Here is a 13,019-nt window from a genome sequence, read left to right on the forward strand (position 1 = left end):
TCAATTCAAGCCAAAGTAATTTTCCGTTTTTCCGGGTCCGGATGGCAGCGGTAAAGAACAGCCACATGGCCGATGGTTCCGGCAACATGGCATTTAAGCCGGGCTGTAATCTCTTCAATAAGGGCGGATTTTACCTCCTTTTCCTTGTGATCAATAAATTTTATTTTAATCAGTTCGGATGCGTTCAGGGCGTTGTCCATCTCCTGGATCAGGGCCGTTGTCACGCCCTTTGTCCCCACAAAAGCCGAAGGATTTAAGTTATGGGCAAGGCCCCTTAGATATTTGCGCTTGGCGCCGGTAAGTTGTGTCACGTTAGGTCCTTCAATTATCGCCCTTTGGGCGGGTGTTGGGTGTTAGGTTTTAAGTTTTAGGTGTTAAGTTTTAGGAAATAAAAATCCCTATGCTTTTTTAACGTTCATCTTTCAGGTCCGCATATTATCATAAACCGGGGAATATGTCAGGAAGGCGTCACAGAAGGCCCGATAGGTCAAAGCTGTCGGATTTGCTCAATGTGACAATAAACCGCTTGAGCAATTCCCTGTCAAAACAATGGGCCATGCCCTGGTCCCGCAATTTTACCCTGGCTTTCACCCGTTTCGCCGCTTCTTCTTCAACCATCTGCCGTTCCCGTAAGCGCCGCAGTTTAGGGTCATAATCATCTCGCACAATGGCCGTCACCGGGGGCCGGGAATTCTTAATCGCTTCAGCTTCAAAAAGCTTCAATGTATCCAGGTACGGATTTTTACCGGCCATAATCCTCAAAGCTTCAACCGGGGTTTTCCCTTTTTTATAAGGCCGTTCCGAAGTCAATGCGTCAAACACATCGGCAATATGGCAGATTTTGGCGGACAGGGGGATCTCATCACCGGTCAAACCGCATGGATAGCCGCTGCCGTCTTCATTTTCATGATGGTACAAAATGGCCTGAACCGTGTCATTGGGCAGTTTTTTTTCAAACAGCAGGGCCGCACCAAGGGCGGGGTGAGACTGCATCAGGACATATTCAAGATTATCCAGGCGTCCGGGTTTGTGGATCACATTTTCAGGAATTTTCACCTTGCCCAGATCATGGAGACAGCCGGCGACAGTCGCCTGGAGAAGAAGCTCTTTTAACCGGTCCCTGCCGGGATTGCCGAAAAAATCCTGGTTGGCCTTGATGAAAACAGCAGATAGCCATCCGACTTTAATCGAATGGGTGTGGGTATCATAATCATGCCCGATCATGGTGGCGATGCCGTTTAAGGATTCTATGCTGGACAGAAAATCAAGGGCCCGGGACACAAGTTTTTCAAGATTCTTTACTGTTTCACTGATTTTAGCCTGGGGCACAAAAGGGGCGGCAAAGGTCTCTTTGATTGCATCCGTGGACAAACTGACCAGAATAGCGGTTTTCTTCTCCACAGAGATGGACTCGTGGTTGAGGATAAACGTAAGGTTCTCCTTCACATACTCTTTATATTCCCCAATTTCATTTTTATGAATATAAACCGTATCCCAGTTTTCAAGCATGGCCTTCAGGCGCGCGATCTCAATCGATCCAGTGTCCACGAGCAGGCACCGGAACCTGTAAACACCATTTTTGGAAGCATATCGTTCAAACAGCGAAAAATCTGTCAGAGAAGCCGGATTTATAGATAAAGGATCAACGGCAAAAAATGCGCTGCCGTCGTTAAAATATTCCGGTGCCAGCCCCATACTGCTTACTCCTTTTCATGTTACTATCCTAATTTTCCTGACGTTTGCAGGCATGCGCCCATCCTCAATCCTGATTTGCTTGCCTCGTCGCCTTGAATCAATTCCAGAGATTCTGATTTCTGATTGTTAACTGCAGTTTTGTTAAAAACCGCAAAAAATTATAAAATAATTACCAGACATCATTTCTTATGTAAAGCACAATGCCGCGCCGGACATCGGGTCTTCCGGGATCTAAATTTAACGCTTGACTTACCAGAAAAACGCGCCTATACAATCTGCTAAAGTTATAAAAAGGAAAAACCTATGACCACCCGCAAGACAGGCAACTTTTATTTTTATTTCCGGTATTATTTTTATACCGGCCTGCCTGTATTGCGCTAAATAGATCATTTTTTAAAGCCGCAGGCAGACACCGCCTGCGGCTTTTTTATTTAAAGTTTCAGGCGACAAGAGCCCGCGAAAGGAATCGCCATGAAACTGATTAACGATGTAAATGTAGAGTCATTTCTCACCCTGACCTCCCCGGAAGTCATACGAACAGAACTGCCCGTACCCGACAAAACAGCGGACAATGTGCTTGCCGGCCGCCAGGAAATCCAGGACATCCTGACCGGAGCGGACAAGCGGCTCATGGTCATTGCAGGCCCCTGCTCCATTCACGACATGGATGCGGCCATGGTGTATGCCCGGAAGATGAAGGCCCTGCGCGAAGAGGTCAAAGATAAGATCTGCCTGATTATGCGGGTCTATTTTGAAAAACCCAGAACCACCGTGGGCTGGAAAGGACTGATCAATGATCCGTTTCTGGATTCATCCTATAATATGGAACAAGGGCTTCGAAGGGCCAGGGCCCTGCTGATCGACATCAATGCCCTGGGCCTGCCTGCGGCCACGGAAATTCTGGACCCCATCACCCCCCAGTATATTGCGGACCTGTTGAGCTGGGTGGCCATTGGCGCACGCACCACAGAATCCCAGACCCACCGGCAAATGGCCTCGGGGCTGTCCATGCCCGTGGGATTCAAAAACGGCACTGACGGCAGCCTGACCGCAGCTGTCAATGCCACCCAGGCCGCAAACACCCCCCAGCATTTTCTGGGCATTGACCCGGATGGCAAAACAGCAATTGTCTCCACCCGGGGCAACCGCTTTGGCCACATTGTCCTGCGCGGCGGGACCACACCCAACTACGATCCCGTATCCGTGGGAAAAGCCCAGGCCCGGCTCAGGGAAAGGGGACTTTTGGATGCGGTGATCATCGACTGTTCCCATGACAACTCCGGCCAGAAATACACCGGCCAGTCCTTTGTATTTAAAAGCGCCGTGGATCAAAGACTTGAGGGCAATGACAGGATTGTGGGCCTGATGCTGGAAAGCAATCTTTATGAAGGCAATCAGAAATGCAAATGCAACGGGGATGCAGCCAACCTTAAATACGGGGTATCCATCACCGATGAATGTATCTCATGGGAAACCACGGAAAAGCTTATCCACTGCGCATTTGATAAGTTGACCTGAATTTAACACTATTCTGAACCACGGAAAACACGGAAGAACACGGAAGAACACGGAAAAGCGTTTTATTTTTGAAGAAGAGACGTCAACTTTGGCAGTCACCCAAAAGTACAAATTAAGCGCTTTGCGTTCTAACTTTCAGTGTTTTCCGTGTCTTCCGTGGTTTTTATAAATCAACGGCAACAGCCCCGATGGTTTCATTTTTGCGCCCATATTGTCGCACCTGCAGTACATGGTCGCTTTTTTGCGCCTATTTCTTGACCGTCTTTTTTCATAATCCCCTTGCCAAAAATAGAATACGCCTTATTTTTCAATTCATTGCATATAAGTTCACTATTAAACATGTGATGGCACACGCTTTGCTATCCTGATATCCCGATATCCCGAAGATTCCGGGATCAAGGATCCTGGCAATTTGAATTCAACGAGACTGGAGATATATAAAATGAAACAGGCGGTATTTGTAAGCAGGGACAACGCTCAGTTTAAGGGACTTGAACAGATGCTGGGCCAACACAGCATTGAAATAAAATGGTGCGCAACCGGCAAAGCACTTTTGTCCCTGATTGCCAATACCCCCAAAGGGAAGTGGATTGATCTGGTAATCATGGAAGAAGAACTGCCGGACATGAATGCCAAAGCCCTGGTTCAGGCCGTCACCACCCAAAGCCCCATGACCAATTGTGCAATTACCGGCACCATGGACAAAAAACAGTTCCATGATGTGTATGAAGGATACGGCGTACTGATGCAGCTTTCTGTGGAACCGGGGCAGGATGATGCCCGGAACCTGGAAAACCAATTGAAAAAAATCAGGTTGCTGGGGTGATGGTAAATGACCTTACGGCAAGGAGATAAAATTATATGATTATCAGCATAGCAAGCGGAAAGGGCGGCACAGGCAAGACCACTGTGGCCACCAATCTTTGTGCAAGTCTTGATGCCGACCTGATGCTCTTGGACTGTGACGTGGAAGAACCCAATGCCCATCTTTTCCTGAACCCGAACATCACCGAAGAAAAAAAGGTCAATGCCCCTGTGCCCAAAGTGGACCTGAGTCTTTGCACCCGTTGCAAAAAATGCATGGAAATCTGCCGGTATGGCGCCATTGCCGTGGCCGGGAAAGCAGTGGTGACCTTTCCGGAACTTTGCCACTCCTGCGGCGGCTGCATGGTTGTCTGCCCGGAAAAAGCCATCACCGAAACAGACCGGTTCATCGGCACAGTGGAGACAGGCAGCTTGGGTCTGCCCGAGGGCGCCTCATTCGGCCAGGGGCTTCTGGACATCGGCCAGGTCATGGCCCCACCGGTCATCAAACAGGTGCGGCAGCTTGAAGGCCAAAAAAAGCTGACCATTATAGATGCCCCGCCGGGCACCTCCTGTCCCGTGATTGCGGCCATGAAAGGAACGGATTTCGTGCTGCTGGTCACAGAACCCACGCCCTTTGGCCTGCATGACCTGACCCTGGCCGTGGAAGCGGTCAAACTGTTAGACATCCCCTGCGGTCTTGTGATCAACCGGGCAGGCCTTGGCAATGATGGTGTTAACAATTATGCCCAAAAGGAAAATATCCCCATTTTGCTGGAAATTCCCTTTGACAAGCGCATTGCTTCAGCCTATTCAAAGGGCGAACTGCTTGTCCGGGCATTGCCTGAATACAAGGAAATATTTAAAGGTCTGTACACATCCATTGAAGCACTCGTGAACCGGAAAGGGGCTGCCTGATGAAAGAACTTGTTATTTTAAGCGGCAAAGGCGGAACCGGGAAAACCAGTTTAACATCTGCATTTGCAAGCCTTGCCGGAAATATGATGCTGTGTGACGCGGATGTGGATGCAGCAGACCTGCACCTGATTATGAACCCCGACATCCGTGAAACCCATGATTTTGCAGGCGGCTATGAGGCCCAGATCATCCCCGACGCGTGCACCGGCTGCGGGCAGTGCATGGAACTTTGCAGATTTGACGCTGTCAAACCGGTTCAAGACGCAGGAATATTCCATATTAACGGCCTTGACTGTGAAGGCTGCGGGGTCTGCGCAGATCTTTGTCCTGAATCTGCCATTACATTTGAGGAAAAAATCTGCGGCCAGTGGTTTGCTTCGGGTACCCGGTTCGGGGACATGATCCATGCCCGCCTGGGCATTGCAGAAGAGAACTCCGGCCGGTTGGTGGCCCTGGTCAGGGAAGAGGCCAGAAAACGGGTGCTGGCAGCCCGCATTGATATTTTGCTCACAGACGGCCCTCCGGGTATCGGGTGTCCGGTTATTGCCTCCATCGGGCAGGCCAACGCCGTTCTCATTGTTACAGAGCCCACGGTTTCAGGCATCCATGATATGGAACGGGTGGCCCAGCTGGCAGCCCATTTTAAAATCCCGGCCATGGTCTGCATCAACAAATATGATTTAAACCCGGACCAGGCCCGGGCCATTGAAGTCATTGCCGAAAAAAGAAACATGGCATATGTGGGAAAAATTCCCTTTGATCCGGCATTCACAAAAGCCATGATCCAGTGCAAAACCATCATGGAAACCCATGGCGACAGCCCTGCCGCAACACAAATCAGACAGATCTGGAACCGGGTCATGGCGCACCCGGCCATGAAGATGGACAGACTGTGCTGACCATGACAAAAGAAAAAAAGACATTATTCTTTTAAAATTCAATAGACACCAATAAAGGAGTAAGTAAAACTTATGGAAAACGGTAGAATTGCAATCCCATCCAACGGGGAAGGCGGACTTTCCGGCACCCGTGCAGGCCATTTCGGACATTGTGACGTATTCACCTTTGTGGATATCAAGGACGGAAAAATTGAGAAGGTATCCACCATTGCCAACCAGGAGCATGCCCAGGGCGGATGCATGGTGCCTGTAAATCTTCTGGCCGAGCACCGCGTCAATGCCCTGATCGTGGGTGGCATCGGCATGCGGCCGCTCATGGGATTCCGCCAGGTGGGCATTGATGTCTATCATGATGACCAGCGCGCGGACATTGAGCCTGTGGTCATGGACCTGATTGAAGGTAAACTTGCGCAGATTTCAAATGATCAGGTCTGTGGCGGCGGTGGCGGCGGCGGCCCAAAATAGTGCCATCCCCAATTTATTTCTGGACGGACACGTTTTAACACTTTTACAGCCAGGATAAAAACAGGATAAAAAAATGAAAATAGCGATCACATCAACGGGTAAAGACCTTGATGCCCAGGTAGATCCCAGATTCGGCAGAGCTGCCTACATCATTGTGGTGGACACAGACACCCTGGATTTTGAAGTCATTGACAACTCTGAAAATAAAAATGCATTTAAAGGCGCCGGCATTACAGCGGCCTCGGCGGTCTGCGACAAGGGTGCCCAGGTGCTGATCACAGGGTTCTGCGGTCCCAATGCGTTCAAAACCCTTGACAGCGCAGGCGTAAAAGTAGCCAATGACGCCACAGGCACCGTCAGGAGTACGGTTGAAGACTATAAAGCCGGTAAATTCACATTTTCCGACAGCGCCAATGCCGAGGGACACTGGTAAAATTTAATATGGCGCGCACCCTGTTTTGGTGGCATCTTTTTACCCCTATCTTACCCCCGTCTCATTTAAGAAGGTGTCACCAGCACAGGGTGTGCTCTATTTAGTGTTTGAACGAACAGTCACCCATCTGCGGCGTTGCAGAAAAATTTACAATCCTCACATACTTTAGTATGCTCCGGTTGTAAATTTTTCTGCGCCTTGCATCTGGGCAACTGTTCGTCCAAACACGGGTTTGCGTTCAAACACGATTTACTACATAAAAGGAGGTGCTATGCCTTTATATGACTTTCATTGTCCGGAATGCAACCGGATCGTTGAACTGCTCATGACCAGCCGGAATGACCAGGCAGTCTGTCCTGAGTGCGGCTCTACCCGCCTTGAAAAACTCATGGCGGCCCACTCAAGTCTCTCGGGAAAATCCGGCACTTCCCTGCCCGGCCCCAATGACACCGCCTGCTGCGGTTCCAGGCCCGGGGAGAACAGCGGGTGTTCAGGTCCCGGTTCCTGCTGCGGCAGAACCTTCTGACACAGCAGCGGCCGGTTTATTGCCGGATACATTCCATTGGCCCCAAAGCGTGACGCCCCGGGGCCGGAAAAATGTCAATCCCTTGCCAACAGATACCCATAAAAAAACCATAGCCTTTGAAAAACGGATCAAACGCCGTATTTCGGGAAGATCCCATGTTTTTTTTGCTGTATGCCCGCCGGGCCTTGGCGGCATTTGCGAAAAAGAAGTGGCCCAGGTCTCCCGGAAAGCCGGGGAAATATTCTCAGATAACCACAAAATCTGTGATATCAAGGTGCTTCCCGGGGGGATTGAATTCACAACCAGGTTGAAAACCGCCTGTCTGGCCAATATGCTCATGGGATCGGCCACCCGGATTCTCATGCGCATTGCATCGTTCAAGGCAGATGGATTCAACCGGCTTGAAGCGCAGGTTAACGCCATTGACTGGGAATTGTACCTGCCGCACCAGGCCCGGCCCGATATCAGGGTCACCACCCACAAATCGCGCCTGTATCACTCCACAGCCATTGCTGACCGGATCAGGCCCGTGATCCATGACCGGCTGTTTTCAGAGGATATACCCCGGCCTTACGACGCCACCGGACCAGCCGGGCCCATTCCCCAGACCCTGATGGTCCGCGGGGAAAATGACAGATTTGAACTCTCCCTGGACATGTCCGGCACACCTTTATACAAACGGGGCATTAAAAAAAAAGTTGTCAAAGCACCGTTGCGTGAAACCCTGGCCTTTGCCATTCTGACCCGGCTGGATCTGTCTGAAAAGGACATTTTAGCCGACCCCATGTGCGGGTCCGGCACCTTCAGCCTGGAAGGCGCCATGATGCAGTGGGCACTGCCCCCAGGGGCATTCAGATCCTTTGCCTTTGAAGCCTGGCCGGGATTTGAGGAAAAAAGCATCGCGCATGCCCGGAACAGGCTTATGGCAGCAGCCGGGGCCTGCATGGATGACCGGCCTTTGCCCCCTATTCTGGCCCGGGACCTGGACCCGGCAGCCATTGACCACCTGAAACAGGCCTGTGCCCGCCACAAGGTGTTTCAACGTATCTGCCCGGTCTGCGATGATTTCTTCAGCATGACGCCTCCGCCCATTACAGACAACCAGGGCGTGGTGGTCCTGAACCCGCCCTATGGCATCCGCCTGGATAAAAATAATGACATCACAGCCCTATATAAAGAGATCGGGCACAAGCTGGCGGCTGATTTCAAAGGATGGCGCACAGGCATTGTATGCCCGGGCAAAAAAGAGTTCCAGGCCCTGAACCTGGGGCTGTCAACCATGCCCCTTTTCCATGGAGGCCTTGATCTTTATACCGCCATCGGAGTGATCGGCAGCTGAAAACCGGCCCGGTTCATCAAAATAATTTTCAACACATTTATAAAGGGTGTTGAAATCCATAGCGCGGAATGGGATAAAATGATCTTAATGCCAACGCATGCGTCAGCACGGTTATTTCGTTTGGAAGATTGCTTTTTTGTTTTTGCTTGTGTATTGTGGACAGGATCTATAGTAAGAATGAATTCCGATGGTATCTGACCATGTATCCTCTGTGAAAAAATCTGATTATACCATCTGTATCGTTACACATTTGATTGTCTATGAATAATGCAAGTATGCATGACTCTAACGTATCGAACTTTGAAAGTCTATGATGGATAAAAAAAATAAATCGTCAATAATCTCCAGAATTAAATGGGAATTCGTTCTTTACATTATGGAGGACTCAGTTGCCTCGATGAAGGCTGAATCTACCCTCAGACAGATATGCGATCGATATCTTTCTGGCCAGTACAAACTCACAATTGTGGATATTGACGACGAATCCGCCCAAATACCACCTGACATTTACGCTGTACCAACAGCAGTTCGCATATTTCCACGTCCGGAGATGCGTGTGATCGGTGATCTTTCTGCAATCTCAAAAACACTAAAGGGTCTAGGGCTGGAGGAATTGCAGCTTCTTAACAAAATCAATTCAGATATATGAAACCAAGTCATTGTAGTTTAGGGAGATAAAAAATGAAAGCCTTGAAAAAGGAGTCTCGAAATCCCACAAAAAATGGTACAAAGATTCAATCGGCTGTTGACCGCCTAAAGACTGGTATTGAAGGGTTTGATGAACTTTTTGGTGGTGGTATTGCAAAAGGAAGAGGGCTGCTTGTCACTGGCACTGCGGGTACCGGAAAGACGGTTCTTCTTAACGAATTCTTATACCGCGGCATCCAGAGTTTTACACAAAATGGTGTCTTTGTAACATTTGAAGAACGTCCTGACGATATTATACGCAATGTTTCCAGTTTTGGATGGGACTTTAGCGCGTTGATTGAACAGGATAATCTTGCCATTGTCGATTGCACTCAACAATCTGTACCTGTCTTACAAAGTGGGGAATTTTCCTGGGATGTGTTGATCAGTCGCATCGAAAAAATGATAAAAAGGGTCGATGCCAAGCGGGTAGCAATCGACAGCATCGGTACTGCGTTCGTTAGATTTTCTCAAGTTGTGGATGAGCAAAAAGTACGCGAACTCCTTTTTTTATTAATGGATAAGCTCAAAGCGATGAACGTAACTGTGATGATAAGCGGCGAAAAGACTGCAAGAGATGCCGCACTTTCTCGATATGGTATAGAGGAATTCGTTTCAGATGGTGCAGTGACCCTTGAACTTCATTCCGGCCAGAATAAAACCATTCGGATAATGTCGGTTATCAAGCTCCGTGGCCTTGATTATCGAAGTGGCAAAGTTGAATACGAAATCAGTCCGAGTGGCTTAACCGTTTTCCCCAAAATTCCCGTAGACATTAACGTAGCAGAAACCAATTTCGACGTCCGGCTAAAAACGGGAATAAACGAACTCGATCAAGCCCTGAGGGGGGGTATACCACAGGGGCATGTCATGTTAATTGCCGGGAACACCGGTGTCGGTAAGACCCTTCTGGGCATGCAATTTATTTATCAGGGATTGAACGATGGCGAAAAGTGTGTCTTCGTTGCGCTTGAGGAGCCGATACAACAAATTCTAAAGACGGCCAACGCACATGGATGGAATTTTGAAAAATATCAAAAGAAAAACGAATTGATTTTTATCCGAGAGGGTCTTTTAGATATCAGTACAGATCAGTTGCTTTACAGAATTGTCCGCGCTGTAGAGCGCATCAACGCAAACCACGTTGTTATCGATTCTGTCTCAAGCTTAGAATCCTCAAGTATGGACCGAAACAAAGTGCGTGAATTTTTGATTCAGGCAAGCACCTTTTTTAAAACCCGTGGTGTTACTTGCTATATGAACTATCTTAGCGGCGATACGTTCGGTGCTGGCGTTGGACAGCTATTAGGCAGCCTCACTACCAACGAAATGCGTCTTAGCTCCATTGTCGATGGAATCATTCTTATGCGATATGTGGAACGTGATGAGAGTATCCATAAAATGCTCAATATCTTTAAATTGAGAGGTAGTGATCACAACCGTAATATCCTTCATTATGAAATCAAACGTGGTGGCATCAAGCTTGGAGAGCGGTTTAAAGCAAAGTAGATATGGAGAACCTATGAAAAAAGACTATCTCTTCAGGCTATACACTTTAGGGAAGGTTGAAAAATCGGCCCTTGCAGTAGCCAATTTGAATCGGATTTGTGAAAAGTACCTGAAAAATCGATATCAAATCGATGTAATAGATCTGGAGAACAATACCCAAATGGCTGAGGACTCCGGGATATGGGCGACACCAATGGTTGAACGCAGACAACCTGCCCCAATCGTCAGGGTCGTTGGTGATCTTAGTAATGAAGACACGGTGTTGTATGGTTTAGGGATCAAAAACATTAATGTGTGAAATTTTTTTCCGTAATTCAACCTTCATAAACAGGCGAATAGTGGCGGAGGCAGCATGGTAAAAAAAACAGAAAAAAATGAGTATATTGCCAAGACAGCGACCGGGATCGAGGGGCTAGACATCATCCTTGAGGGGGGATTACCTGAGGACCGGATCACCATGCTGTCAGGTACCGCAGGAAGCGGCAAAACCGTATTAGGGTGTGAATTCTTATGGAAAAGCATGACCCACTATAAGGAAAATTGTGTATTTGTTACCTTTGAGGAAAGCCCCCAAAGGGTTATGCAAAATATAAAGAGCTTTGGCTGGGACCTGCATGCCCTGCAAAAAGAAAACAAGTTGGCGTTTGTTGAGTTTAACAAGGGAAGCGTTTCTTCGTACATGATTTCAGGGGAATTTGATCTGACCATCATTGTAAACAGAATTCGCCATGCCATAGAAAAAATAGGCGCAAAAAAATTATTCATCGATTCGATCTCAGCATTTTTCGAGCAACTCGGTGACCACCCGCCTGTCAGACGAATGCTTTTAGATTTGTCAGAAAAACTAAACGAAATGGGTGTGACAACCATACTGACGGCTGAGCGCTTTGAAGAATATGGATCTCTCAGCGCCTATCGCGGTGAAATATTTGTTTCAGATTGCGTATTGGTGATGCGACATGTTCTTGAAGATGAAAAAACACGTCGAACCATTCAAGTCCTCAAGTTTCGTGGTTCTGCGCACAAACAAGGCGAGTATCCATTTACCATTGCCGATGAAGGCATCGTGATCGTGCCGAACGTAGGGATGAAACTCAACGCTAAATCATCCAATGTGCGGATTTCGTCCGGAAACAAGGATGTCGATATAATGTGCGGTGGTGGATTCTTCCGAGACTCCATTATCCTGATCTCTGGACCCACCGGAACGGGTAAAACAATGATGGCAAGCATGTTTTTGCATGCGGCTCAAAAAGAAAAACAGCGGGCCATTATGTTTGCTTTTGAGGAATCAAAAGACCAATTATTTAGAAACGGAACAAGTTTTGGGGTCAATCTTGAAGGCATGGAGGAAAAAGGGTTGTTAAAGGTCATATGTGAATATCCGGAGGATTGCGGCCCTGAAGAACACCTGCTGAGAATGAAAAGGGAGATCGCTGATTTTAAACCAAACCGAATTGCCGTAGATTCGCTATCCGCAATGGAGCGGGTCGTGAGTGTCCGTTCATTCAGAGAATTTGTGATTGCGTTGACCAGCCATACAAAACAGCTTCAGATTGCAGGCCTTTTTACCAATACAACAGCCACCCTTCTTGGGGGCGAGTCCATCACCGAAACCCATATTTCAACACTCACCGATTCGATCATTCTCCTGCGATATGTGGAAACCGGTGGAATTATGCGCCGTGGTCTCACTGTCATAAAAATGCGTGGTTCAATGCACCACAGAGAGATTTTTGAATATAAAATTACCGATGATGGAATGAAAATTCTAAAGCCGTTCAATAATGTGGAGGGTATCATCAATGTCATAAAGTTAAGAAACTTTTCAGATTAAAACCACGAAGTTCACGAAGAACACGAAGAACACGAAGAACACGAAGTTTAGTTCTCTAATATCTTCTATCTTCGTGAACTTCGTGTTCTTCGTGGTAAAATAAAATCTGAATGCTTAAGTTTATGGCATTGAGGGTATCATGACAGGCACAACCCATTTTCGTAACAGAGAAGAGTTATCAACAGATTGAAAAACAATCACTTTTAATTATTAAAGCAAGTGGCTATCCTGATGAAAGACGCCCAAAAAACCAGTCAAACGGAATTCACGGAACTTAAGGAGCTACGCCGACGGTTGTGTGCCACGAAGGCAGACTCTGTTGCAATAAACAGTGCAGCCATGCTGCACAAAAGATGAGGGAAGGCCCCTCGAAGCCGCCATACAGGTGG

14 protein-coding genes are annotated in these 13,019 nt (G+C 47.9%); 12 read left to right on the forward strand and 2 right to left on the reverse strand.

Going from position 1 to position 13,019, the window contains the following annotated elements; genetic code table 11:
• Window positions 1-5: 5 nt before the first annotated feature.
• Together Q366_RS08110 and Q366_RS08115 are read right to left on the reverse strand one after the other, a co-directional pair.
• Entirely contained in the window at window positions 6-311 is a 306-nt protein-coding gene (locus tag Q366_RS08110) for a YhbY family RNA-binding protein (protein WP_035237918.1), read from the reverse strand.
• A 157-nt stretch (window positions 312-468) separates the two neighbouring features.
• Window positions 469-1,695 carry an HD-GYP domain-containing protein gene (locus tag Q366_RS08115; RefSeq protein WP_035237920.1) on the reverse strand — a complete coding sequence of 409 codons (1,227 nt, stop codon included), beginning with the start codon at window positions 1,693-1,695 and terminating at the stop codon, window positions 469-471.
• Window positions 1,696-2,166: 471 nt separating this feature from the next.
• On the opposite strand from Q366_RS08115, the gene Q366_RS08120 reads away from it, so the two are divergent.
• From Q366_RS08120 to kaiC, 12 genes are all read left to right on the forward strand, one after another.
• Window positions 2,167-3,213, forward strand: a complete 1,047-nt coding sequence (locus Q366_RS08120; RefSeq protein WP_035237923.1) for a 3-deoxy-7-phosphoheptulonate synthase — start codon at window positions 2,167-2,169, stop codon at window positions 3,211-3,213.
• A 442-nt stretch (window positions 3,214-3,655) separates the two neighbouring features.
• Complete coding sequence (locus Q366_RS08125; protein WP_035237926.1) at window positions 3,656-4,039, forward strand: PleD family two-component system response regulator; 384 nt, start codon at window positions 3,656-3,658, stop codon at window positions 4,037-4,039.
• Between the two features lie 35 nt (window positions 4,040-4,074).
• Window positions 4,075-4,935: an ATP-binding protein gene (locus Q366_RS08130; RefSeq protein WP_035237931.1), complete on the forward strand. Its 861-nt coding sequence runs from the start codon at window positions 4,075-4,077 to the stop codon at window positions 4,933-4,935.
• Window positions 4,935-5,834, forward strand: coding sequence for an ATP-binding protein (locus Q366_RS08135; protein WP_035237933.1), 900 nt, complete (start codon window positions 4,935-4,937; stop codon window positions 5,832-5,834). The genes Q366_RS08130 and Q366_RS08135 overlap by 1 nt, the downstream gene beginning before the upstream one ends.
• 72 nt (window positions 5,835-5,906) lie before the next feature.
• Window positions 5,907-6,299 (forward strand): NifB/NifX family molybdenum-iron cluster-binding protein, encoded by a 393-nt coding sequence (locus tag Q366_RS08140; protein ID WP_035237935.1) that lies wholly within the window; start codon window positions 5,907-5,909, stop codon window positions 6,297-6,299.
• A gap of 73 nt (window positions 6,300-6,372) precedes the next feature.
• A complete protein-coding gene (locus tag Q366_RS08145; protein ID WP_035237937.1) occupies window positions 6,373-6,732 on the forward strand; it encodes a NifB/NifX family molybdenum-iron cluster-binding protein in 360 nt (119 codons plus the stop codon).
• A gap of 271 nt (window positions 6,733-7,003) precedes the next feature.
• Window positions 7,004-7,258 carry an FmdB family zinc ribbon protein gene (locus Q366_RS08150; protein WP_035237939.1) on the forward strand — a complete coding sequence of 85 codons (255 nt, stop codon included), beginning with the start codon at window positions 7,004-7,006 and terminating at the stop codon, window positions 7,256-7,258.
• Window positions 7,259-7,277: 19 nt separating this feature from the next.
• Window positions 7,278-8,597 carry a THUMP domain-containing class I SAM-dependent RNA methyltransferase gene (locus Q366_RS08155; RefSeq protein WP_245619909.1) on the forward strand — a complete coding sequence of 440 codons (1,320 nt, stop codon included), beginning with the start codon at window positions 7,278-7,280 and terminating at the stop codon, window positions 8,595-8,597.
• Window positions 8,598-8,907: 310 nt separating this feature from the next.
• Window positions 8,908-9,246: a circadian clock KaiB family protein gene (locus Q366_RS08160; protein ID WP_035237941.1), complete on the forward strand. Its 339-nt coding sequence runs from the start codon at window positions 8,908-8,910 to the stop codon at window positions 9,244-9,246.
• A gap of 32 nt (window positions 9,247-9,278) precedes the next feature.
• On the forward strand, window positions 9,279-10,793 hold the full coding sequence (locus Q366_RS08165; protein ID WP_035237943.1) for a DUF7125 family protein: 1,515 nt from the start codon (window positions 9,279-9,281) through the stop codon (window positions 10,791-10,793).
• A gap of 13 nt (window positions 10,794-10,806) precedes the next feature.
• The gene (locus tag Q366_RS08170; RefSeq protein ID WP_035237945.1) at window positions 10,807-11,091 is read left to right on the forward strand and encodes a circadian clock KaiB family protein; all 285 of its coding nucleotides are present in this window, start codon (window positions 10,807-10,809) and stop codon (window positions 11,089-11,091) included.
• Between the two features lie 54 nt (window positions 11,092-11,145).
• The gene (gene kaiC / locus Q366_RS08175; RefSeq protein ID WP_035237946.1) at window positions 11,146-12,630 is read left to right on the forward strand and encodes a circadian clock protein KaiC; all 1,485 of its coding nucleotides are present in this window, start codon (window positions 11,146-11,148) and stop codon (window positions 12,628-12,630) included.
• Window positions 12,631-13,019 lie beyond the last annotated feature (389 nt).

Origin of the sequence: Desulfobacter vibrioformis DSM 8776 (genome assembly GCF_000745975.1) — a bacterium.
Classification (GTDB): domain Bacteria; phylum Desulfobacterota; class Desulfobacteria; order Desulfobacterales; family Desulfobacteraceae; genus Desulfobacter; species Desulfobacter vibrioformis.

Bases quoted from the DNA above. Each gene is read 5' to 3' on its own strand.
- Q366_RS08135 (WP_035237933.1), top strand. From the start codon at position 4,935: ATGAAAGAACTTGTTATTTTAAGCGGCAAAGGCGGAACCGGGAAAACC.
- Q366_RS08125 (WP_035237926.1), top strand. From the start codon at position 3,656: ATGAAACAGGCGGTATTTGTAAGCAGGGACAACGCTCAGTTTAAGGGA.
- Q366_RS08170 (WP_035237945.1), top strand. From the start codon at position 10,807: ATGAAAAAAGACTATCTCTTCAGGCTATACACTTTAGGGAAGGTTGAA.
- Q366_RS08120 (WP_035237923.1), top strand. From the start codon at position 2,167: ATGAAACTGATTAACGATGTAAATGTAGAGTCATTTCTCACCCTGACC.
- Q366_RS08165 (WP_035237943.1), top strand. From the start codon at position 9,279: ATGAAAGCCTTGAAAAAGGAGTCTCGAAATCCCACAAAAAATGGTACA.
- Q366_RS08115 (WP_035237920.1), bottom strand. From the start codon at position 1,695: ATGGGGCTGGCACCGGAATATTTTAACGACGGCAGCGCATTTTTTGCC.
- kaiC (WP_035237946.1), top strand. From the start codon at position 11,146: ATGGTAAAAAAAACAGAAAAAAATGAGTATATTGCCAAGACAGCGACC.
- Q366_RS08150 (WP_035237939.1), top strand. From the start codon at position 7,004: ATGCCTTTATATGACTTTCATTGTCCGGAATGCAACCGGATCGTTGAA.
- Q366_RS08130 (WP_035237931.1), top strand. From the start codon at position 4,075: ATGATTATCAGCATAGCAAGCGGAAAGGGCGGCACAGGCAAGACCACT.
- Q366_RS08145 (WP_035237937.1), top strand. From the start codon at position 6,373: ATGAAAATAGCGATCACATCAACGGGTAAAGACCTTGATGCCCAGGTA.
- Q366_RS08160 (WP_035237941.1), top strand. From the start codon at position 8,908: ATGATGGATAAAAAAAATAAATCGTCAATAATCTCCAGAATTAAATGG.
- Q366_RS08140 (WP_035237935.1), top strand. From the start codon at position 5,907: ATGGAAAACGGTAGAATTGCAATCCCATCCAACGGGGAAGGCGGACTT.